Raw genomic sequence first — 22,037 nt, forward strand, 5'->3', positions numbered from 1 at the left:
CAGGAGCCGTCCGGCAAATGGATGTGGGGCTGGGTCGCGTCGGCGGCGGTCATGAGCAAAGGATATGCCGGGAACAGAATCCGGGGTGTGACGGCGGGCATTGACGGCAGGGCCACCGCGAAGTGGCAAGGTTTCCTGGAGGGCAAACGGCGTCCCTGGCTCCCCTTGAGCGCAGCTGACTGAGGGGTTGACCGGGGCGAGCGTACCCAAAACCGGACGTTGCAGTAACCGTGGCATTGACGGGCCCTCCCCGCATTTGTCCCCCGCGCGGCCCGCTAGCCTGGGGACATGACCGCTGACGCTTCTGCCCGGACCTCTTCGGCGCCGACCTCCTCCCGCGCGTTCGTGTCCCTGATCGGGGCGGGGCCGGGCGATCCGGGCCTGCTGACGCTCCGGGGGGCCGAGGCGCTGCGGCAGGCGGACGCAGTGCTGTTCGACTACCTGGCGAATCCCGAGCTGCTGCGCTTCTGCCCGCAGGCGGAGACGATCTACGTGGGCAAGAAGGGCTTTTCCGAGTACATCTCCCAGGAGCAGATCAACGCGCTGATCGTGCAGAAGGCGCGGGAGGGCGGCGGCAAGCGGGTCGCGCGGCTCAAGGGCGGGGACGTGTTCGTGTTCGGGCGCGGCGGCGAGGAGGCCGAGGCGTGCGCGCAGGCGGGGATTCCCTTCGAGATCGTGCCGGGCGTGACCAGCGCCATCGCCGCCCCCGCCTACGCCGGGATTCCCGTCACCCACCGCGAGGCCGCGCGCAGTTTCGCGGTGCTGACCGGCAACACGCGGGAGGGCGGCGCGCACTACGAGAAACTCTCGGGGGTGGATACGCTGGTGCTGCTGATGGGGGTGCGGAACCTCGAGCAGATCAGCGCGGACCTGATCGCGGCGGGCCGTGACCCCCAGACGCCCGCCGCGACCGTCCAGTGGGGCACCACCCCGCGGCAGCGCGTGGCGACCGGCACTCTGGCCACCATCGCGCAGGCCGTGCGGGAGGCCGGGCTGGAAGCGCCCGCCGTAACGGTCGTGGGCGAGGTCGCCCGGTTGCGGGACACGCTGCGCTGGTTCGACACGTCGCCCGCGTTCGGCGGTTCCCTGGCGGGCCGGACGGTGGCCGTGACCCGCACGCGCGACGGGGCGAGCGCCCTCTCGGACCTGCTGCGGGCGCGGGGAGCCTCCGTGCTGGAGGTGCCCCTGATCCGCTTCGCGGACACCGGGGACGAGGCGGCCCTGCATGCCCGCCTGCGCGACCTGAGCGGGGTGGCCTGGCTGCTCCTGACCAGCAATCAGGCAGTCACGGCGCTGTTCACGCACCTCACGCGCCTGGGACTGGACGCGCGGCACCTGGCGGGCGTGCGGATCGCGGCGGTCGGCCCCAGCACGGCCCGCTCCCTGCTGGAACGGGGCGTCCGGGCGGACTTCGTGCCCCGGGCGCCGGGGGCGCGGCATCTGGGCGCCGAACTGCCTGCCCGCCCCGGCGAGGTGGCCCTGCACCTCACCAGCCAGGTGGCCGAAGACGAGCTGGAGCGCGGGCTGACGGCGCGCGGCCTCCGCTTTGAGCGCGCCGAACTGTACCGCACCGAACCGGCGGCCCTGAGCGAACCCGCGCGGGAGCGGCTGCGGCAGGCCGACGTGGTGACCCTCGCCTCGGGCAGCGCCGCAAGGCACCTCGCGGCCCTCGCTGGGACGGGCTTCCCGGTCGCCGCGATGGGGCCGCAGACCGCCGAGGCCGCGCGCGCCGCCGGATTCACCCGCGTGACCGTCGCGCAGGAGGCGACGCTGGAAGCTCTGGCCGACGCCGCCGCGCAGGCCAGCGAAGCGGTCACGTCGCCCGCCGCACCTTGAACCCGGTTCAAACCCTGGCCCGGCCCGGCTGGCCATAGGCAAGGACCGGCCCGGCGTGTCACGCTGCGCGCATGTGGCTGCACCATGCCCGGTCCTCCCTGCCCGCCAGCGGAGTGGGGCCGTGAACGCCGCCGAGCAGGCCGACCTCAACGCGCTGCTGGAACTGAGCGGGGCGCTGCTCGCCACGCAGTCGGCCCCCGAGGTCGAGGAGACGCTGACCACGTTCAGCGTGAGGCTGCTGAAGACCCGCTACGCGCTGTTCCTGCGTTACCGGCGCGAGCAGAACGCGCTGCGGGTGACCACCCAGGCGGGCGAGCACGCGGCGGAGCTGGGGGTGGTGCTGCCGCGTGGGCGGGGGCTGTCCTGGCGGGCGGCGCTGTCGGCGGAGCCGGTGCTGCACGTGCACCGGGACACCCTGCCGCCCGAGGCGGTCCTGCTGCCCGGCTCACCCCGGCAGTCGGCCCTCTTCGCGCCGCTGCGGACGGCGGCCGGGCGCCTGCTGGGGGTCCTGACGGTCGGGCGGATCGCGCCGGACTTCACGCTGCGGGAGGAGACGCTGCTGGCGACCTTCGCCAACGCCGGGACCGTCACCCTGGAACGCATCTACCAGGCGGCCCGCGCCGCCGCGACCCGCGAGGGGGTCCTGCTGGCCCTGGGCCTCGCGCTGGAGGCCCGCGACTACGAGACGCAGGGGCATACCGGCCGCACGGTGGCGCTCGCCGAGCGGCTGGGGTGCGCGCTGGGGCTGGAGGAGGAGAGCCTGGACGCCCTGCGCCAGGGGGCCTACCTGCACGATGTCGGCAAGCTCAGCGTGCCCGACGACGTGCTGCTCAAGCCTGGCCCGCTGGACCCCGCCGAGTGGACGCTGATGCAGGAACATGTCCTGACCGGCGAGGCCCTGGTGCGGCACGTCCCGACCGTGCCCCCGGACGCGCTGGCCGTGATCCGCTCACACCACGAACGCTGGGACGGCCGGGGCTACCCCGACGGCCTCCAGGGCGAGGCGGTTCCACTGCTGGCCCGCATTTTCGCGGTGGTGGACGTGTTCGACGCCCTGACCCACGCCCGGCCCTACCACGCGGCCCGCAGCGTCCCCGAGGCGCTGGCCCTGATCCGCGCCGAGGCGGGCCAGCAGTTCGACCCGGCGGTGGTCCGGGCCTTCCTGAAGCTGTTCCCGGCCCAGCCGAGCGGCGGCGTCGGGGCCGGACGGGAACGCTGAGCCGCCGCACCGCTTCCCCAAGAAGACCGTCCTGGCCGTGTTTCTTACCGTTCAGTCGGGGACGCCCGCCCCGGCGGAAGCGCGGTATGCTGCGCCCCATGAGTCTGGCGGCCTTCCTCGATCTGCGCGGTGAGGCGGCGCTGGTGGTCGGGGGGGGCCCGGTCGCGCTGCGCCGCACCCGCACGCTGCTGGAAGCAGGCCTGCACGTCACGGTCGTCGCGCCCGAACTGCACCCCGACTTCGCCGCGCTGCCCGTCCAGGTCGAGCGCCGCCCCTACACCCCGGCCGACGTGCGGGGCGTCCGGCTGGTCGTCGCGGCGACGGACCGCGCGGAGGTGAACGACGCGGTGACCGCCGATGCCCGCGCGGTCGGTGCGCTGGTCAACCACGCGGGCGACGCGGCGCGCGGCACCCTGCGGTTCCCGGCGCTGGTCCGGCGCGGCGGCGTGCAGGTCGCGGTGAGCAGCGGGCGGGAGCTGCCGCTGCTCGCGCAGGCCCTCGTGGAGCGGGCCGGGGCGCTGCTGCCCCAGGAAGGCACCGTGAAGGCCTGGGCCGCCCGGCGCGAACGCGCGCTGACCCTCGCGCCTGCCGAACGGGAACACGAACTCGCGGGCCTGCGCGCCGACATCCGCGCGGCGCTGGGCCTGCCCGCCCAGGTCGGAGGAGCCGCATGACCCTGGCCTGCCCGACCGCCCGCGCCTTTCTCGCGCAGCCGCAGGTGCCGCCGCCCGCGCCGCTGGACTTCGCGGTGGTCGGCCTGAACCACCAGACCGCCCCGGTCGAGGTGCGCGAGCGGGCCGCCGTGCGGGCCGGGGACGAGGGAGCGATTCTCGACCACCTGTCCCGCCACGCCCGCGAGGTGATGCTGCTCGCCACCTGCAACCGCACCGAGGTGTATCTGGCGGGGATCGAGGGTGACGCCATCAGCGCCTTCGAGGGGGCCTGGGGCCACGCCCTCGACGGGCACCTGTACGTCCACCGGGGCGAGGCCGCCGTCATGCACCTCTACCGGGTGGCGGCGGGCCTGGACAGCCTGGTAATCGGGGAGACGCAGATTCAGGGGCAGGTCAAGCGGGCCTGGCAGGCGGCGCGCGCCCGCGGCCTCTCCGGCACGCTGCTGAACAAGGTCGCGCAGGGGGCGCTGGCGGCCGGAAAGCGCGTCCGCAGCGAAACCGGCCTCAGCGACAAGGTGGTCAGCGTGTCGAGCGCCGCCGTCGAACTCGCGCAGACCGCACTGGGCGACCTCACCCGGCGGACCGCCCTGATCCTGGGCGCGGGCGAGACGGCCGAACTCACCCTCACGCACCTGCGGGCGGCGGGCGTGCAGGACGTGATCGTGGTGAACCGCACCGAGGCGCGCGCCCGGCAACTTGCCGACAAGCTGGGGGGCCGCGTCTGCGCCGCCGAGTATCTCCACGAGGCGCTGCCCGAGGCCGACGTGGTGATCGCCTCCAGCGCCGCCCCGCATTACGTCCTGCACGGTGAGGGGGTGCGCGCCGCACTCGCGGGCCGCCCCGAGCGCCCGATGTTCCTGATCGACATCAGTGTGCCGCGCATCCTCGACCCCGACATCGGGACGGTGCCCGGCGCGCACCTCTACAACCTCGACGACCTCACCGCCATCGTCAGCCGCAACCTGCAAAGCCGCCGCGCCGCCCTCCCCCACGCGGGGGCGATCATCCGCGAGGCCGCCTCCGACCTCTCCCGCTGGCACCTCACCCGCGAGGCGCAACTGGGACGGCGGGAGCTGGCGCTGGCGAGCGACTGAGCGAGCGGGGAGCAGTGCCCGACCCCCGCGCGTACCGCGTACCACCAACCCCCTCCCCCTTTTCCCGTACCCTGCCCCTCATGTGGACCCGCATTCCTTCGAGCGCCCTGCGGCTGACCGGCGCAGACCGCGTGGACTTCGTGCAGGGGCAGATGACCAACGATCTGCGCGGCGCGCCGACACCCGGTCTGGTGGCCTGCACTTTCCTGAACGTGCGCGGGCAGATCGAGTTCTTCGCGCGGGCCTACAAGCGCCCGGGCGACGTGTACCTGCACCTGGACGCCGGACAGGCGGGGGACCTCGCCGCGCGGCTGCGGCGCTACATCATCTTCGATCAGGTCGAGGTGCAGGATGTGACGGAGGACCTGCGGACCGTCCATGTCTGGGGCGGGCAGAGTGTACCCGGCTGGAACGCGGAGGGCGGAGACGCCCAGACCTTCGAGCTGGGCGGGGCCACCGTCCTGGCGGGCCGCGTGAACCGCACCGGCGAATCGGGCACCGACCTGCACTACCTCGCCCGTCAGGAGGCGGAGGTGCTGGCGGTGCTGGGCGGCGAGGAAGTGCCGCTCGCCAGGCTGGACGCCGCGCGCGTGCAGGCGGGCATCCCCGACGTGACGCGGGACGGCTTTGTCGGCACGTTGCCGCAGGAGGTCGGGCTGGACGTGGGCGGGCCGCTCCCCGCCATCAGCTACCGCAAGGGCTGCTATGTGGGTCAGGAGATCATGGCGCGGCTGGAGGCGCGCGGCAACGCCCGTTACCACCTCGCGCGCCTGAGCGGGGAGGGCCTCCCCGACCGCGCCGAGGTGACGCGGGGCGGCAAGATCGTCGGTCAGGCGGGCCTGCACGCGGGGGGCCTGAGCCTCGCGCGGCTGCGGAAGGAACTCGTGCCGGGAGACGCGGTGGAGGTGGGCGGCGTTCCCGCCAGCGTTCAGCCGCTCGCCCCGCTGCCCAGCGATGCTTGACACCTTCGCCCGCGAACTGCGTGCCGGAACCCCGGCCGACCTGACCCGGGCGGCGCGGCGGGCACAGGCCGTGGCCCTGCTGGCGCTCGCGCTGCCGGGGCTGCCGTTGGGGGGGCTGTACCTGCTCACCAAGCCCGCGCCGCTGCCCTTTCCCTGGGTGGCGGCGCTGGCGCTGCTCGCGGCATTGCTGGCGCTGGCGGCCCTGCGCCTGGCCCACCGCGCGGCCCGCCAGCCGGTCCAGCCCCCTTCGCGCGCGGCCCTGACCGCCGCGATCCAGGCCGCCGCCGCCCCCGCCGCGCCCTTTCTGCTGGGCTGCGTGTTCCTGGCCCAGCCCCTGGCCCTCGCCCTCCTGTGGCTGGTGGCGGCCCTGGCCTGCGCCGCCGCCTGGGCCAGCGTGCCCGGCTGGGTGAAGGCGGCCACGGCCCGAACGGGCTAACCCGGCCTCCGCCATTTGGCGAAGGCGCCTCCCCCGCGCGCCCTTTAGCCTGGGCACATGTACGCCGAAACCCACCGCCTGCTGCTGGTGCCTCTCACGCGCGAGGTGATCGAGACGCGCCTGGCCCGCGACACCTTCCGCGCGGCGGTGCCCACGCCGCAGGGACCCCTCACCGTCAGCTACCCGCCCGCCTGGCCCGGCGACCTCCTGCCCCTGTTTCCCCGGCGGCTGGCCGATTTCAACCCCGGGAAGGAGGCCTGGAGCGCCACCCTGGTCGAGCGGGCCACCCTCACCGCCGTCGGCCAGATGGGCGCGAAGGGCACGCCGGACGCGCACGGCGACCAGGAGATCGGCTACGGTCTGAACCCCGAGGTCTGGAATCAGGGTTACGCCACAGAGGCGGTCAGCGCCCTCGTGGCGGCCCTGCTCGCCCGGCCCGACGTGCGGCGCGTGACCGCCCAGACCGCCATCACCAATCCGGCCAGCGGGCGCGTGCTGGAAAAACTGGGCTTTTCCAGGGTCGGCACCGCCTGGGACGAGGAGGACGGTGACCTGCTGGTGTGGGCACGCGGGACAGAATGAGAACGCCCCCGCCGGGAGGGGCGGGGACGTATGGGGAGAACTTCAGCGGCTCTTGGGGTCGTAGGCGTCGCGCAGGGCGTCACCGAAGAGGTTGAAGCCCAGGCTGAACAGGATGATAAAGGCCGCCGGGTAGACCATCACCCACCAGAACTGGGGTTGCAGCCAGGCGCGGGCGAAGTCCACGAGCTGGCCCCATTCGGCGTAGCCGGTGGGGAAGCCCAGCCCCAGGAAGGACAGCGCGGCCACGCTGAGCGGAATGGTGCCCAGGTCCAGCACCGCGATGGTGATGACGCTGGCGAGGCTGTTGGGAACCACGTGTTTCAGGATCAGCCGCCAGTCGCGGGCGCCCAGCGAGCGGGCCGCGTCCACGTACTCCAGTTGCCGGGTCCGCAGCACCTCGCCACGCACGATGCGGGCGTAACTGGCCCAGCCCGCCACCGTGTAGGCGACGATGATCGGGAAGAGGGGGTCCACCCCGGGATTGCGGGCGCGCAGGAACGTCACCAGGATGATGGTGAGCACCAGGCCCGGCAGGGCGAAGATCACGTCGATGAACCGCTGGATCAGGTTGTCGATCCAGCCACCGTAGAAGCCGCTGATCGCGCCGATGACGATGCCCACCACCAGCGTGATGCTCACGATGATCAGGGCCAGCTTGAACATCGTGCGGGTGCCCCAGATCAGGCCGTAGAAGATGTCGTAGCCCTGGCTGGTGCCGAAGTAGGCCTGCGCGCTGGGGGGCGTGGGGTTGGGCGCGAAGCTCTCGCGCTCGATGGAGTAGCAACTGGGCGGGGCGGCGAAGAGTGCCCGCCAGAACCCGGAATTGGCCGGGTTGTAAATCTGGGTGGGACTGCTGAGATTCAGGTCGCGCAGGCAGTTGCCGCCCGCCTCGGTGGAGGGCCGGGCGATGAAGGGCGCGAAGAACGCGATCAGGACAAACACCAGCACGATCACCAGCCCGAACATGGCCAGCTTGTTGCGGCGCAGCTTCATCACTGGCCGCGAGGTCAGGAGGCCCTTGACGCGGCTTTCGCGGCGCTGGGGGGGAGCACTGATCGTCGTCATCAGTCAAACCTCACTCGGGGATCAACGACCCCGTACAGGATGTCGGTCACGGTACTGACCACCACCACGACCAGCGCCGACAGCAGCGCGAAGCCCAGCACGGCCGGAATATCGAGCTGCCCCGCCGACTGGACCACCCACTGCCCGACTCCGGGGTAGGCAAAGATCGTCTCGGTGATCACCGAGCCGCCCAGCAGCCCGATGATCAAAAAGCCGCCCAGCGTGATCACCGACAGCAGGGCGTTGCGCCGCGCGTGCTTGAGGTTCACGGTCCGGTCAGGCAGGCCCTTGGCGCGGGCCGTCCGGACGTAGTCACTGCTCAGGGCTTCGAGCAGGCTGTTGCGCATCACCTTGAGGATGGTGGCGCTCAGGATGATGATTAGTGTCAGCGCGGGCAGGACCAAATGCCGGAACACGTCGAGCGCGATGTCGAAGCGGCCATTGAGCAGCGCGTCGATCCCCAGCATCCCGGTGTAGCGCTTGAGGTCCCCGACCGAGAACTGGTTGATGACCTCCAGTTGCCCAGCCCCCGGCAACCAGCCCAGATAGCCGTAGAACACGGCCAGCAACACGATCCCCAGCACGAAGGACGGGAGGCTGTAGCCCAGCACCGCGAAGACCCGCAACACCTGATCCAGAAACTTATCCTTGTGCAGCGCGCTGAGGGTGCCCAGCCAGACGCCGAGCAGGATGATGGGGATGGCGGTGACCAGGGACAGCTCGATGGTGTTGGGCAGGCGTGCCTTGATGGTGTCCAGCACCGGCTGGCCGCTGGCCTTGGAAAAGCCCAGGTCGCCGTGCAGCGTGCTGCTGAGCCACTTGCCGTACTGCACCGGGAAAGGCTGGTCCAGTCCCCGGTCACGAATGATGCGTTCCAGTTGCGCCGCCTGCTGTTCGCTGCGGATATAGCCCGCCGCACGCTGGGCAGGCGTGAGCAACATGGTGAGGGCCACAATCAGAATCGACAGCACCAGCATGACCAGCGGGATCTGAAGGAGGCGGCGGATGATGAAATTGAGCATGAGAAACCTCTAGACGAACCCTACAGGAAGTTCGTCTGATTTTGCTCGCAAAGCGGGCGCCGATGATGAAAGCGGGTGAGGTTCCGGCAAGAAAGCCGTCACCGACAGCGTCATAGACGGGCGGGGAGGCCCTGATCGCCCCCCCGCCGCGCTTGCCTCAGGTTACTTCTTGCTGAGGTCCTTCCAGAAGGTGCCGGTGTAGCTGAAGGAGATCATGGGGTTGAAGGTCTGGGCAGTCGCGCCGACCAGGTTGCTGCGCTCCACGTTCAGGCCGATGCCCGCGGGCACCAGAACGAAGGGGGACTGCTCGTAGGCACGCTGGCCCACCAGGCTGTAGAGGCGGTTGCGCTCGGCAGTGTTGGTGGTGACGCGGGCCTGATCCAGCCACTTGTCCACCGTGGCGTCCTTCCAGTTGCTGCGGGGATAGTAGTACCCGTTGCTGGAGTAGAAGGTGTACATGAAGTTGTCGGGGTCGGCGTAGTCCGGCGCCCAGCCGATGATGATCATCGGTTCCTTGCCCGCCTTGGAGTCGTTCAGCATGGCCGACCACTCCTTGGCCTGGATGTTCACGCGGAACTTGGGATTCAGCGCCTCGATGTTCTTCTTCAGGATTTCCATCGCGGTCTGCGCGCCCACGCTGCCCGCACGGTACGCCACGTTCAGGGTGAAGCCGTTCTTCCAGAGCTGGCCGCCCCAGGCGCGCTGGAAGTACGCCTTGGCCTGGGCCGGGTCGTACTTGTAGGTCTTGACCTTGGGGTCATAGCCGGGGAAGGAGTCGGGCAGCAGCATGGTGCGCTGCTTGCCCTTGCCCTTCAGCACGTCGCTGATGTACTGGGCGTAGTTGAAGGCGTAGGCGAAGCCGCGGCGCACGTTCACGTCGCTGAAGAAGTTGGCGGGAATGCCCTGCCCGTCCAGCTTGCCGCTGCCCAGGCGCGCGGGGTCCTTGATGTTCTCGTTCATGAAGACGGCGGTGGCGGTGGTGTTGGGCAGGCCGTCCACGACCACCACACCGGGCTTGCCCTTGAGCTGCTCCTCAATGTTGGCGCGGGTGCCCGCCTCGATCAGGTCGGCGTCACCGCGCAAAAAGGCCTGCTGGCGGGCGGCCAGCTCGGGCACCTTCTGGATGATCACGTTCTTGATCGCGGGCTTCTGGCCCCAGTAGCCGTCGAAGGCCTGGGCCAGGACGGCGTTGGCGTCCTTGCGGACCAGGCGGTAGGCGCCGGTGCCGCTGGGCTGCGCGTTCAGCTTGCTGCCCTGGAGGTCCTTGCCCACCCAGTTCTTCCAGTCGGCCTCGGTACCGCTCCACTCGCCCAGCTTGGTGGCCCAGTTCTTGTCCACGATGCTCTGCCCAGCAAAGGCCAGCTTGGCCAGGAAGGCCGGGTCGGGCTTGGGCAGGTTGAAGACGAGCTGGCCCTGGCTGTTGCACTGGACCGCATTGTTGATCTTGGCCCAGGTGATGCTCTTGTCGTCGTTGGCGTTGCTGGGGGTGCCCAGCAGGCTGTCGGACAGGAACCAGTTGCCCGACTCGGCGGCGTTGGTCACCAGGTTGCGCTGGAAGGTGTACTCGGCGTCGGCGCAGGTGAAGGGGTTCCCGGAGTGGAACTTGACGTTCTTGCGCAGGTCGAAGGTGTAGGTCTTGCCGCCGTTGCTGATGGTCCACTTGGTCGCCAGCAGCGGCTCCAGGTCGCGCAGGCTGCTCCCCTTGTAGGTCAGCAGCGTCTCGTAGATGTTCTCCACGACCGAACCCGAGGCCGTGTCATAGGTCGCGCCGGGGTCGAGGGTGGGGATGTCGGCAGACTCCTGCACGACCAGCGTGTCCTTGGGGGCGGCGGCAAAGGCCGCGCCAGCGAGAAGCAGGGTGCTGAGCAGAGCAATTTTCTTCATTGCGCCTCCTGGGCTGGGGTGCTGCCGCTACGCAACCTTGGCTGCGAAGGGAACGGCACCGGGATGTGGTTAAACGCTAGGCATCATAGCGTAGGCTGAGCATTGGGTGTGAGAGTTCGGCAAGAGCTAAAAGAAGTCTAGATCGCAGTTGGCGCTGCACTTGATGCTCCTGATGAGCCTCTTGAGTACCGGGAGTGTCATACTGCCCAGCGTGAAGAAGCGCATCCTGCTGCTGGCGGGCGGACAGTCCGGCGAGCATGAAGTCAGCCTGAGGAGTGCCCGCAGTGTGCTGCGCGCGCTGCCCCGCGATCAGTTCGACGTGACGCCCGTGGTGATCAGTCCCCAGGGCCGCTGGCTGCCGCCCGGCGACACGCAGCGCGCGCTGGAAACAGGGGAAGCCCAGCGCGGCGGCGATCTGGTGCTGCACCGCGCGGCCAGCGCCGAGGGCTACGACGCGGTCTTTCCGCTGCTGCACGGCCCGATGGGCGAGGACGGCACCATCCAGGGCCTCTTGACACTGGCCGGAATTCCCTTCGTGGGGTCGGGCGTGCTGGGGTCGGCGGTCAGCATGGACAAGGTGATGACCAAGCAGGTGCTGGCCTCGGCCGGGATTCCGCAGGTCGCCTGGCGCCTCGCCGTGCGCCGCGAGTGGCACGACCGCCCCGAGGAGGTCTGCGACCGCGCTCATGAGCTGGGTTATCCCCTGTTCGTGAAGCCCGCCAACCTGGGTTCGAGCGTGGGCATCAGCAAGGTGAATCATCCCGGCGAACTGGAACGCGCCCTCGACCTCGCCTTCAGCCTGGACCGCCGGGTGATTCTGGAAGCGGTGGCCGCCCACAAGCCCCGCGAGCTGGAAGTGGGCATCCTGGGCAACGACGCCCCCATCGCCAGCCCGGTCGGTGAACTGCGCTTCGAAGCCGACTTCTACGACTACGAGACGAAATACACCGAGGGCCGCGCGACCATGCACATCCCCGCGCCGCTGCCGGGTGAGATTGCCGAGCGCGTGCGGACGCTGGCCCTGACCGCCTTCCGCGCGCTGGACTGTGCCGGGCTGGCCCGCGTGGACTTCTTCTACGACGAACGGACGGGCGACCTCTTGCTGAACGAGGTCAACACCATGCCCGGCTTCACCACCACCAGCATGTACCCCAAGCTCTTCGAGGCGGCGGGCCTGAGCTACAGCGAACTGGTGACGCGGCTGGTGGAGCTGGCACTGGAAAAGCGGTGAGTGGGGTGTGGTGAGTGGTGAGTGGCTCGGGGAAACGTCCCTCGGTCCGCCGACAAGGCAAAACCCCCAGCCGGGGCCGGGGGTCTTCTTCGGGGCGGACGCGCGGGGGGCGCACGAGAGGCTCAGCGCGGGCGAGGATCAGGTGAAGAAGTTCAACCAGCAGCTTCAGAGCCTTCAGGAGGGCGACGATGGCCGCCAGCCATTCGGCTTTGGCTGAACCCGCATCCTTTTTCTGGTAGGCTTCTTGTGGTTCAAGAGAGCACCACCTTTCCGAGCGCCAGTGACTTCAACACTGGCGCTCACCTCTTTTTGAGGCGTAGTCCTCCCGTCTAGCAGGAAGCAGGACAAAGTTACCTTGCCACTCGCCCGAATAAGCGAGTATCCCCTCACTTATGCCCCGTCCCCGCACCATCACCGATGAGCAGATCGTGGAGGCGGCCCGGGCGGCCTTTCTGGAGCAGGGCTTTTCCGCGACGACCGCCGAGATCGCCCGCCGGGCGGGAATCTCGGAAGGGACGCTCTTCAAACGCTTCGCCACCAAGGAGGACCTGTTCGAGGAGGCGGTGGGCCTGCGCGACTACGCTGCCTGGCGCGAGGAATTGTCCGGGCTGGTCGGTGTGGGCGACGTGCGGCGCAATCTGGAACGGGCCGCGCTGCGTTTTCTGGACACCGCCGCCCGGATCGTGCCGAACCTGATGCTGATCTTCTCGCGCGGACACGCCCCCGCCCACAACCCGATGCTCGAACGCCTCGGGAATCCCATCCGCCACGACGCCGACGCCCTGGCCGCCTACCTCCGCGCCGAGGTCGCGCTGGGGCGGGTTCGGCCCATCGACGCCGACGTGACCGCCCTGACCCTGATGGGCACCCTGACGCACTATGTCCACCGCGAACTGATGACGCCCGAGGCGGGCCGCGAACCGCTGGACGCCGGACGCTTCGTGCGCGGCCTGCTGGACGTGCTGTGGCCGGGGCTGGAACCTTGACGCCAAACTCTCGTACTTCAGCAGGTAAGTAAGTCGTGACTCACCCATCCCTTCTCACGCTGCTCGCCCGAGGTGTTTCTTGCGTTCCCCACCTTCCTTTCTCCTGCTGCTCTCGCTGGCGCTCCTGGCCTCGCCGGACGCGGCAGCCCAGACGGCCTCTCCCACCGTGCAGAGCGCGCCCGCCCCGGCGAGTGCTGCCCCTCTCACTCTGGCGGACACGCTGACGCGGCTGCGGTCCGGCCCCGGCTGGCGCAGCGCCGACCTTCAGTACCGCAGCGCGGCGCTGGCGCTGGACAGCGCGCGTGCCCGCGCCGGGCTGAACGTCACCGTGGGGGCCGACGCGAGCGCGGTCAAGGTTCCCCTGTCCTCGGGTGACCTGACGCTGAACACCACCGTGACCGCGCAGGCCTCGGTCAGCGTGCTGCCCTGGTCACCCGCGCTGGAGGCGGTCCGCAGCGCCGAACGTGCCCTGGACCGCGCCGCCGCCGACCTGCGGGCCACGCGGCAGAACCTCGCCGTGAATGCGGTCCAGGCGTACTACGCGGCGCGGAATGCGGCGGCGAACCTCGCGCTGGCGGACGCGCAACTCGCGCTGGGTCAGCGGCAACTGGCCATCGCGGAGGCGCAGCGCGCGGCGGGCGTGCTGACCGAGGAGGGCCTGCTGGCCCCGCGGGATGCCGTGGCGGACGCCCAGGCGGCGCAGCGGCAGGCCCGGGCGAACGTGGACCTCGCGGCGCGGGGGCTGGCGAACCTGCTGGGCCAGGCCGTCACGCTGCCCACCGACGCGGCCGCCTTCGGTCCCCTCCCCGCCGCGCCGCGTGACCCCGGCCCGCTGGACGCGCTGATTGCCCGCGCCCTGACCGCCCGCCCGGAGGTGGCCCGCGCGCAGAACGACCTCGCGGACGCGCAGGCGCAGGTGCGGGCCGCGCAACGGGATGCGCGGCTGCCCGACCTCACCGCCAGCGTGCAGTACGGGCAACTGGGGACCACCCAGACCACGGCGGGCCGCACGGTGGGCGGCAGCCTGAACGTGAAGACGGGCGTGCTGGCCGGGCAGGTCAGCCTGCCGCTGCGCGACCCCGGCGAGCAACCCAGCGGGGTAGCTCTCAGCCTCAGCGGCAGCTTTCCGGTGGTCGGCGGGGGGAAGGGGACCGCGCTCGCCTCCGCGCAGGTGGGGGAGCAACTGGCGCAGGTGGCGCTGGACAACGCCCGGCAGAGCGTGGATCTGGAGGTGCGGCAACGCTCCGGCGACCTTCAGACGGCCCTGGACACCCTCGCCAGCCAGAGCGCGGCCCTCACCCGCGCCCAGGCGGCCCTCGCCACCACGCAGGCCCGGCTCGCGGCGGGACTCGCCACCGAGCTGGACGTGCAGGCGGCCCAGTGGAACGTCGCGCAGGCGCAGCTCGCGGTGGACAACGCCACCGTTCAGGCCTACCTCGCCTCGTTGCATTTGAGCCAGGCGACGACGGAACTCGATCCCACCCTCCTGACCCCCACGCTCCCGACCCCACCCGCCCCGGAGGCCCGTCCATGAAGCGATTCACCCTCACGCTGGCCCTGACCCTTGCCGCTCCCCTCGCCGCCGCGCAGACGGTGAGCCTCACGTTGCCGGACGCCGTCAGCCGCGCGCTCGCCAGCGGCCCGGACGTGACGACCGCCCGCGCGAACCTCCAGAAAGCGCAGGCGACCCTCAAGGCCACCCAGGCCGACCCCAGCGCCATCATCACGACGCTCACCCAGGCGCAGCAGGGGGCAGCGGCGGCGGACGCGACGCTGGCGGGCACCAAGATGAACGTCGCGCAGACCGTCATCACGCAGTACATGGCCGCTTACGAGGCCGCCGGACGCATCACGCTGAACGAGGCGCAGGTGGCGCTGGACGAGCGCAATCTCCAGATTGCCCAGGCCCGCCTGAGGGCCCGGGTCGCCACCCCACTCGACGTGAACCGCGCCCAGACCAGCCTGAACCAGAACCGCCAGGAACTTGCGGACGCCCGCGCGCAACTCCCGGTGCTGGAAGCGCAACTCGCCCGGACGCTGGGCCTGAATGTCGGAACGGACCTGAAGCTCGCCGCGCCTCCCGGGCCGCCCAAGCTGAGCGTGACCCTGGCGGGCCTCCAGAACGGGCTGGAAAAACGCCTGCCCACGCTGGTGCAGGCCGCGCAGGGGGCCGAGTTCGCGGCCCTTCAGGTCCGTATTTCCGACAACGACTACACCCCGGCGCGCACCTTGCAGGACGCGCAAACCGCGCTCGCCAATGCCCGGCGTGACCTGGAGGGCGCCCAGCGCGGCGCGAGTACCCAGGTCCGCGACGCCTACCGCGCGGTGCAGGACGCGCAGCAGAAGGTGGACCTCGCGCGGCAGCAGGCGGCCAACGCCCAGACCACCCTCACGCAGGCGCAGGCCCGCCTCAAGGCCGGGACCGCCGCCGCCGTCGAGGTCCAGCAGGCGCAGGTGCAGGCGCAGCAGGCCAGCTTCGGCGTGACGCAGGCCCAGGACAACCTCTGGCGCGCGCTGGCCGCGCTCTCCGCCGCGTCGGGCAACGACGTGACCGGACTGGTGGGGTGAGGCGGATGAACCGTTCTCCCTTGCGGGCGGCCCTGCCCCTCACCCTGCTCCTGCTGCTGGCGGCCTGCTCGCCGGGCGGCGGGAAGACGGCGGGACAGAGCACGACCAAGACGACGACCGCCACCCAGAACAACCTCGACGCCGCGCCCGCCAAGACCACCGCGCTGGCTGTGCAGACCGTCCCCGCGCGGGCCGGGACGCTGACCGTGCAGCGCACCGCCGCCGCCACGCTGGGGGCCGACCGCGACAGCCAGGTGGCCGCGCAGACGGGCGGCACCGTCACAAAGGTGCTGGCGCAGGAGGGCGAACACGTCCGCGCCGGGCAGGTGGTGGTGCAACTGGACGACACGCAGCAGCGGCAGGCGCTGGACAATGCCCGCCTCCAGGTGCGGCAGGCCCAGATCAACCTCGACCAGACCCGCACGAACACCGGGCAGGCGAGCGGCTCGCTCCAGGCCGCCCTGCAGGCTGCCCAGGCGAACCTCCAGAAGGCCCGGCAGGACGCCGCGAGCGCCGCGAGCCTCTACGCCCTGGGCGGCATCAGCCAGGCTGACCTCACCGCCGCGCGCAGCGCGCAGGCGCAGGCGGAAAGCCAGCTCGCGCAGGCCCGCAACAACCTCGCGCAGAACGGGAAGGGCGGGCAGGGCAGCCTCGCGCTCCTCCAGGTGCAACTGGACCAGGCGCAGGCGGGCGTGCAGCAGGCCGAGGAGAACCTGGCCCGGACGCAGGTGCGCGCACCCTTCGCGGGCGTGATCGCCTCCCTCGCAGTGGAGGAGGGCGAATTCGCCGGGCAGGGCAGCCCGGTCTTCCGTCTGGTGGACGAGGGGAGCCTCAAGGCCACCTTCAGCGTGACGCCGGGGGACACGGCCACGCTGGTCCCGGGAACCGAACTCACCCTGAGCTACGGGGGCGCGAACTACGTCGCCACTGTGCAGGACGCCAGCGGTGTGGCGGGCAAGGACCGGCTGGTCCCCGTCACGGCCCGCGTGCAGGGGGGCAAGAACCTTCCGGTAGGCGGGACCGCGCAGGTCCGCTACCGCACCGTGCTGGGCGGCGGCGTGCTGGTCCCCACCGCCGCCATCCAGGTGGACGGCGGTGAGAACGCCGTGTACGTGGCCGAGGACGGCGTGGCCCGCCGCGTTCCCGTCACGGTCGTGGCGGAGTCGCAGGGGCGGGTGGCGGTGCGCGGGCTGGACGCCGGGGCGCACGTGATCTCGCCCGTCCCCGCCAGCCTGCAAGACGGCGCGAGCATCCGCGAGAGCGCGGGCGGAGGAGCCTCATGAGCACGCACGACCCGCCGGAATTCAGCGCCCCACGGGGCAAGCTGCCGGACGGCACGCCCGAACCCGCCGTGCATCCCGCCGTGCGCTTCAGCGTCCGCAACTACGTCTTTTCCATCGGCATCTTCGTGATGGCGGTGCTGTTCGGGCTGATCGCGGCCACCCGGCTGGGCGTGGAACTGCTGCCCAACTTCGAGGTGCCGGTGCTGGCCGTCAGCACCTCTTACCCCGGTGCGACGCCCGATCAGGTGGACCGCGAGGTGAGCCGCCGGATCGAGGACGCAGTCAGCACGCTGGGCGGCGTGGTGGACATCAACACCACCTCCGTGAGCGGCCAGTCGGCGGTCGTGATCACTTTCGCGGACAAGACCAATATCGACTCGGCGGCCAACAGCGTGTCGCAGGCGGTGGCGGCGATCCGGGCGACCCTGCCGGAAGGTGCGGACGCCCCGGTCGTGCAGAAGTTCGATCCCAACGCCACGCCGATCCTGACGCTGGCGCTGCTGGGCGGCCCCGCCCACGCCGCCGACGTGACCACCTACGCCGAGGACACGCTGGTGCCCCGGCTGGAGCGGGTGCCCGGCGTGGCCGACGTAAGCGTGTCGGGCGGCCCGGAGCGGCAGATTCAGGTGCTGCTCGACCCCGCCCGGCTCCAGACCTACAACCTCGCGCCCGGGCGGGTGACGGCGGCGATCCAGGCCTCCGCGCTGGACGTGCCCGCCGGGAGCCTCACGCAGGGGGGGAACACGGTCGCCTTCTCCACCCGCAACACGCCCACCAGCCTCAGCGACGTGGAGCGGATCGTGGTGGACCCGGCCTCCGGCCTGCGGGTGGCGGATGTCGCCAGCGTGCGCGACACGACCGCCCGCGCGACCAGTTACGCCCGGGTGAACGGGCAGCCCGCCGTGCTCCTGAACGTCCGCAAGGCCAGCGGCACGAACAGCGTGGCGGTCGCGGACGCCGTGCGGCAGGCGATGGAGGCGCAGGCCCTCCCCGCCGGGTACCAGCTCACGCTCGCCAGCGACACCACCCGCGAGACGCGCTCGACCGTCCACGACACCTTCCGCGAGTTCCTGCTCGCCATCGCGGCGGTCGGCGTGATCGTGCTGCTGTTCCTGGGACGGCTCAACACCGTCTTCGCCGTGATTCTGGCCATTCCCATCTCCATCAGCGCCGCGCCGCTGCTGTACAGCCTGCTGGGCTTCAGCTTCAACATCGTGTCGCTGCTGGCGATCATCGTCGCTATCGGCATCGTGGTGGACGATTCCATCGTGGTGGCGGAGAACGTGCAGCGGTACCGCGACATGGGCTACAGCCTGCTGCGGAGCGTGCTGCTGGGCGGCTCCGAGGTCTTTTCCGCCGTCACCGCCGCCTCCTTCTCGCTGCTGGCCGTGCTGATTCCCCTCTCCTTCATGCCGGGCATCCTGGGCCAGTTCTTCAGCCAGTTCGGGCTGGGCCTGGCGGCCGCCATCGTGATGAGCTGGCTCGAAAGCCTGCTGTTCCTCACCGTCCGCATGGCCTACACCCGCGACCCCGAACCCCTCGGCTGGGGGCAGGTGCCGGGCGTCCTGACGCGGCTGCCACGCTTCTTCCGCGAGGCGCTGGCCGGGGTCCGCACGCTGCCGGGCCTGCTGCTGCTGGCGCTGGCGGGGGCGGCCGGGTGGCTGGCCCTGGACCGGGCGACGGCCCTCCCGACTCCGGCGGTCGCGGTCCTGGCCGTCCTCCTCGCGCCGGTGCTGCTGACGCTGGTGCGGTACGTGCTGACGGTGCTGCTGGCGCTGCTCGAAGCCCTGACCGGCACGCTGCACGGCTTCACCGACCGGGCGGTGATGGGCACCGCGCGCGCCTATGCCCGCAGCGTAGGCGCGGCCCTGAGGCGGCCCTGGGTGGTGATGCTGATCGCCGGGCTGTTCCTGCTGAGCGTGCCGCTGGCGATGCGCGGGGTGGGCTTTTCCTTCGTGCCGAAGAGTGACAGCGGCATCCTCACGGTGGACGTGGAGCTGCCCGCCGGGACCGACCTCGCCCGCACGAACGCCCTGACCGCCCGCGTCGAGGCCGATCTCCTGCGGCGGCCCGAGGTGAGCCTGGTGCAGACCAGCGTGGGCGCGGGCGGCGTGCTGGGCGGCACGAACGCGAATACTGCCAACCTGACCGTGACCCTGGTGGACAAGGCGCAGCGGCCCGGCATCGAGACGCTCACCGCCCGCTACGCGCGGGACCTCTCGAAGATCGCCGGGGCTGTCCCGGGGGCGGAAGTCCGGGTGGCGACCGAGCAGACCGGCCCCGGCGGGCGCTACGACCTCAGCCTCGCGCTGACCGCGCCGAACCAGGCGCGGCTGACCGAGAGTAACCGCGCGGTGCTGCGGCTGCTCGCCGCCGACCCCAACATCCGGACCGTGGAAAGCAGCCTGAGCGCCACCCGCCAGGAACGCACCTTCGTGCCCGACCCCAGCCGCCTGGCCGGGAGCGGCCTGAGCGCCAGCGACGTGGCCCAGGCCCTGCGGACCTACAACGACGGCACGGTGGGCGGGACCCTGCGCGACGGCGACCGCAGCGTGGACATCGTGGTGAGGCTGGACCCCGCGCAGGTGCAGGGCGAGCAGAGCCTGCTGTCACAGACGGTGTACTCGCCCTCTCTCGGGGCGAACATTCCGCTCGCGCAGCTCGGCAACTTCCAGTTGCGGCAGGCCCCGGCCACCCTCAGCCGCCTGAACAAGGCGTACACCGCCACGCTGAACATCAACCTCAAGGGGGGCGTGAACCCCTTCGCGTACCAGCAGACGATCATCGAGAAGGTCCGTCAGGCAGGCCTCCTCACCGGCAACGTGACCCTGGGCAACGCCAGCGCCTTCGGCAGCTCGGGGCTGACCGGCGATCTGGTGTTCTACGGCCCCATCGTGCTGGTGCTGGCGGTGCTGCTCACGTATCTGGTGCTGGGGTCGCAGTTCAATTCGTTCCGCTACCCGGTCTATCTGCTGCTGCCCATCCCGCTGGCCATCGTGGGGGCGCTGTGGACGCTGCACCTCTTCCGGGTGAACCTGGACGTGATCACGGTGCTGGGCATGGTGATCCTGCTGGGCCTCTCGACCAAGAATTCGATCCTGTACCTGGAGTTCGTGACCGAGCGGATGCGGTCGCTGCCCCTGCGCGCGGCGCTGATCGAGGCCGCCGAGCTGCGCTTCCGGCCGATCCTGATGACCACCCTGACCGTGCTGGTGATCAGCCTCCCGCTGGTGTTCGGGCAGGGCAGCGGGGCCGAGTTCCGCCGGGGCCTGGGGATCGTGATTCTGGGCGGGGTGATCACCTCCACGCTGCTCACCTTCTACGTGGTGCCCAGCGTCTTCTACCAGTTCGAGCGGCGGCGTCAGCGGCCCCCGCAGCCGGAGGAGGCGCCCACCCTGGCCCCGGCTGGGGACTGATCCCGCCTCCACACCACCGCGCCCGCCACCCCCGGCGGCGCGGTTGTTCATTGACCTTTGGTGCAGCTTCGCTCAAGACCGCGTCAGGAGCGCGCGCCTAGAATGCCCCCAAACCGTCAAGGGGCCGGGGCATCCGGCCGGACAAGGGAGCGAGGGGCACTATGGATTGGAAAAACCTTCCCAGCAGCGGGGGCGGCGTCGAGGATGGCCGGGGCGGCGGTCTGCCCGGGGGTGGCATCGCGGTCGGCGGCATCGGTGGCCTGATCATTGCCCTGATCGCGATGTTCTTCGGCATCAACCCCGGCTCGGTGCTGGGCGGGGGCAACACGCCCACGACCCAGACGCAGGCGCCCACCCAGAGCGGAGCGCCGGACCAGACCTACGACTTCGTGGACCGGATTCTGGGCAGCACCAATCAGGTCTGGTCGGGCATCTTCCAGCAGGCCGGGCGCACGTATACGCCGCCCAAGCTGCACCTCTACAGTGGGTACGTGAACACCGCCTGCGGGCAGGCCAGCAGCGCGGTCGGTCCCTTCTACTGCCCCCTCGACCAGAAGGTCTACCTCGACACCAGCTTCTTCAACGAGATGAACCAGCGCCTGGGCGGCGGCGGCGACTTCGCCTACTCCTACGTGATCGCGCACGAGGTGGGCCACCACGTCCAGAACGAACTGGGCATCTCGGATCAGGTCGAGCGGGCGCAGCGGCAGGCGCGCAGCGAGGCCGAGGCGAACAGCTACAGCGTGCGCCTGGAACTCCAGGCCGACTGCTTCGCGGGCGTGTGGGGCAACCACGTCTCCAGCCTCGCCAACCTGACGCAGCAGGACGTGACCGAGGCCGTCAACACCGCCGCCGCCATCGGTGACGACACCCTCCAGCGCGCGGGCCAGGGCTACGTGGTGCCCGACTCCTTCACCCACGGCACCAGCGCGCAGCGGGTCCACTGGTTCATGACCGGCTTCAAGAGCGGCAACCCCAACAACTGCGACACCTTCGGCCAGAACTACGGCCAGCTCTGAGGACTCACCCGCGGCGCGGCCCGACGCGCTCTTATAGGCGAATGTCCGCCCCGGCCCGCCCCCGACCCCAGCCCCACTGGACGGTCGGGGGCGTTCCCGTGCAGCTCAAGCGCAGCGCGCGGCGGCGCACCCTGACCCTGCGGGTCCAGCCGGGGACGGTCACGGTCTACGCACCGGCCCACCTGCCGCTCGCCCGGATTGCCGACTTCGTGGAGGCCAAACGGGGCTGGGCCGAACGGCACCTCGCCACCTACGCGGCGCGGGCGGCCCCGCCCCTCCCGCTGGCCGACGGCTCGCCGCTGCCCTTCTTCGGGCAGACGCTCACCCTGCGCCTGACCCCGGACACGCGCGTAGCCGGGCGGCGGGGGCTGGAGGTGCATCTGCCGCCCGGCGACCCGGCGGACCTGGCCCGGCAGGTGGAGGCGTGGTATCGCCGCGCGGCCCTCCCCGAACTGCGGGCGCTGACCGAGGGGTACGCGGACGCGCTGGGGGCCCGGGACCGGCTGGGGCAGGTGCGGCTGACGGGGGCCCGCACCCGCTGGGGCAGTTGCAGCGCCGGGGGCGACATCCGCCTGCACTGGGCCCTAAGCCGCGCGCCCCGCGAGGTTGCCGCCTACGTCGCGCTGCACGAGGCCGCCCACCTCCTGGTCTTCGACCACTCGCCCCGCTACTGGGCGCACGTCGCCCGCCAGATGCCCGACCACACCCGCTGGCGGGCCTGGCTGCGGGAACACGGGGCGGCCCTGGCGCCGTTGTAGAC

The 22,037-nt window shown here is 71.1% G+C and carries 20 protein-coding genes (1 of these 20 cut by a window edge); 16 read left to right on the top strand and 4 right to left on the bottom strand.

The features are described from left to right. Positions 1–53, bottom strand: the 5' end (the start) of a protein-coding gene (gene dnaE / locus E5F05_RS19880) for a DNA polymerase III subunit alpha (protein WP_129120374.1). 3,922 nt of this gene lie to the left of the window's left edge; only the first 53 of its 3,975 coding nucleotides appear in the window; the start codon lies at positions 51–53; its stop codon lies beyond the left edge, outside the window. A gap of 235 nt (positions 54–288) precedes the next feature. On the opposite strand from dnaE, the gene cobA reads away from it, so the two are divergent. The 7 genes from cobA to E5F05_RS19915 all read left to right on the top strand — a co-directional run bounded on the left by cobA (position 289) and on the right by E5F05_RS19915 (position 6,803). Then, on the top strand, positions 289–1,836 hold the full coding sequence (cobA, locus tag E5F05_RS19885) for a uroporphyrinogen-III C-methyltransferase (protein ID WP_129120375.1): 1,548 nt from the start codon (positions 289–291) through the stop codon (positions 1,834–1,836). A 121-nt stretch (positions 1,837–1,957) separates the two neighbouring features. Next, positions 1,958–3,055 carry an HD-GYP domain-containing protein gene (locus E5F05_RS19890; protein ID WP_241687246.1) on the top strand — a complete coding sequence of 366 codons (1,098 nt, stop codon included), beginning with the start codon at positions 1,958–1,960 and terminating at the stop codon, positions 3,053–3,055. Between the two features lie 98 nt (positions 3,056–3,153). Beyond that, entirely contained in the window at positions 3,154–3,729 is a 576-nt protein-coding gene (locus tag E5F05_RS19895) for a precorrin-2 dehydrogenase/sirohydrochlorin ferrochelatase family protein (RefSeq protein WP_241687247.1), read from the top strand. Next, positions 3,726–4,823, top strand: coding sequence for a glutamyl-tRNA reductase (gene hemA / locus E5F05_RS19900; RefSeq protein WP_164973570.1), 1,098 nt, complete (start codon positions 3,726–3,728; stop codon positions 4,821–4,823). The genes E5F05_RS19895 and hemA overlap by 4 nt, the downstream gene beginning before the upstream one ends. Before the next feature lie 80 nt (positions 4,824–4,903). Then, positions 4,904–5,785 (top strand): CAF17-like 4Fe-4S cluster assembly/insertion protein YgfZ, encoded by an 882-nt coding sequence (gene ygfZ / locus E5F05_RS19905; protein ID WP_129120377.1) that lies wholly within the window; start codon positions 4,904–4,906, stop codon positions 5,783–5,785. Continuing rightward, positions 5,778–6,221, top strand: coding sequence for a hypothetical protein (locus E5F05_RS19910; protein ID WP_129120378.1), 444 nt, complete (start codon positions 5,778–5,780; stop codon positions 6,219–6,221). The genes ygfZ and E5F05_RS19910 overlap by 8 nt, the downstream gene beginning before the upstream one ends. A gap of 57 nt (positions 6,222–6,278) precedes the next feature. Then, on the top strand, positions 6,279–6,803 hold the full coding sequence (locus tag E5F05_RS19915; RefSeq protein WP_129120379.1) for a GNAT family N-acetyltransferase: 525 nt from the start codon (positions 6,279–6,281) through the stop codon (positions 6,801–6,803). A gap of 42 nt (positions 6,804–6,845) precedes the next feature. Here the strand turns inward: E5F05_RS19915 and E5F05_RS19920 are convergent, their stop codons facing one another. The 3 genes from E5F05_RS19920 to E5F05_RS19930 form a co-directional block, all read right to left on the bottom strand. Next, positions 6,846–7,868 (bottom strand): ABC transporter permease, encoded by a 1,023-nt coding sequence (locus tag E5F05_RS19920; RefSeq protein WP_129120380.1) that lies wholly within the window; start codon positions 7,866–7,868, stop codon positions 6,846–6,848. Then, complete coding sequence (locus tag E5F05_RS19925; RefSeq protein WP_129120381.1) at positions 7,868–8,890, bottom strand: ABC transporter permease; 1,023 nt, start codon at positions 8,888–8,890, stop codon at positions 7,868–7,870. Before E5F05_RS19925 ends, E5F05_RS19920 begins: the two co-directional genes overlap by 1 nt. Positions 8,891–9,052: 162 nt before the next feature. After that, complete coding sequence (locus E5F05_RS19930) at positions 9,053–10,774, bottom strand: ABC transporter substrate-binding protein (protein WP_129120382.1); 1,722 nt, start codon at positions 10,772–10,774, stop codon at positions 9,053–9,055. A 211-nt stretch (positions 10,775–10,985) separates the two neighbouring features. Here E5F05_RS19930 and E5F05_RS19935 point away from each other — a divergent pair, with 211 nt between their 5' ends. The 9 genes from E5F05_RS19935 to E5F05_RS19975 all read left to right on the top strand — a co-directional run bounded on the left by E5F05_RS19935 (position 10,986) and on the right by E5F05_RS19975 (position 22,035). Further along, complete coding sequence (locus E5F05_RS19935) at positions 10,986–12,005, top strand: D-alanine--D-alanine ligase family protein (RefSeq protein ID WP_129120383.1); 1,020 nt, start codon at positions 10,986–10,988, stop codon at positions 12,003–12,005. Between the two features lie 10 nt (positions 12,006–12,015). Further along, positions 12,016–12,222, top strand: a complete 207-nt coding sequence (locus E5F05_RS19940) for a hypothetical protein (RefSeq protein WP_129120384.1) — start codon at positions 12,016–12,018, stop codon at positions 12,220–12,222. Between the two features lie 175 nt (positions 12,223–12,397). Beyond that, positions 12,398–12,991: a TetR/AcrR family transcriptional regulator gene (locus E5F05_RS19945; RefSeq protein ID WP_129120385.1), complete on the top strand. Its 594-nt coding sequence runs from the start codon at positions 12,398–12,400 to the stop codon at positions 12,989–12,991. Between the two features lie 79 nt (positions 12,992–13,070). Continuing rightward, entirely contained in the window at positions 13,071–14,525 is a 1,455-nt protein-coding gene (locus tag E5F05_RS19950; RefSeq protein ID WP_129120386.1) for a TolC family protein, read from the top strand. Next, complete coding sequence (locus tag E5F05_RS19955) at positions 14,522–15,559, top strand: TolC family protein (RefSeq protein WP_129120387.1); 1,038 nt, start codon at positions 14,522–14,524, stop codon at positions 15,557–15,559. The genes E5F05_RS19950 and E5F05_RS19955 overlap by 4 nt, the downstream gene beginning before the upstream one ends. Before the next feature lie 5 nt (positions 15,560–15,564). Continuing rightward, positions 15,565–16,842 carry an efflux RND transporter periplasmic adaptor subunit gene (locus tag E5F05_RS19960; protein WP_129120388.1) on the top strand — a complete coding sequence of 426 codons (1,278 nt, stop codon included), beginning with the start codon at positions 15,565–15,567 and terminating at the stop codon, positions 16,840–16,842. Continuing rightward, positions 16,839–20,258 (top strand): efflux RND transporter permease subunit, encoded by a 3,420-nt coding sequence (locus E5F05_RS19965; RefSeq protein WP_129120389.1) that lies wholly within the window; start codon positions 16,839–16,841, stop codon positions 20,256–20,258. The genes E5F05_RS19960 and E5F05_RS19965 overlap by 4 nt, the downstream gene beginning before the upstream one ends. A gap of 161 nt (positions 20,259–20,419) precedes the next feature. Next, positions 20,420–21,277, top strand: coding sequence for a KPN_02809 family neutral zinc metallopeptidase (gene ypfJ / locus E5F05_RS19970; protein WP_129120390.1), 858 nt, complete (start codon positions 20,420–20,422; stop codon positions 21,275–21,277). Between the two features lie 41 nt (positions 21,278–21,318). Further along, positions 21,319–22,035, top strand: coding sequence for a M48 family metallopeptidase (locus E5F05_RS19975; protein WP_129120391.1), 717 nt, complete (start codon positions 21,319–21,321; stop codon positions 22,033–22,035). Positions 22,036–22,037 lie beyond the last annotated feature (2 nt).

The organism is Deinococcus metallilatus (genome assembly GCF_004758605.1).
Lineage (GTDB): Bacteria > Deinococcota > Deinococci > Deinococcales > Deinococcaceae > Deinococcus > Deinococcus metallilatus.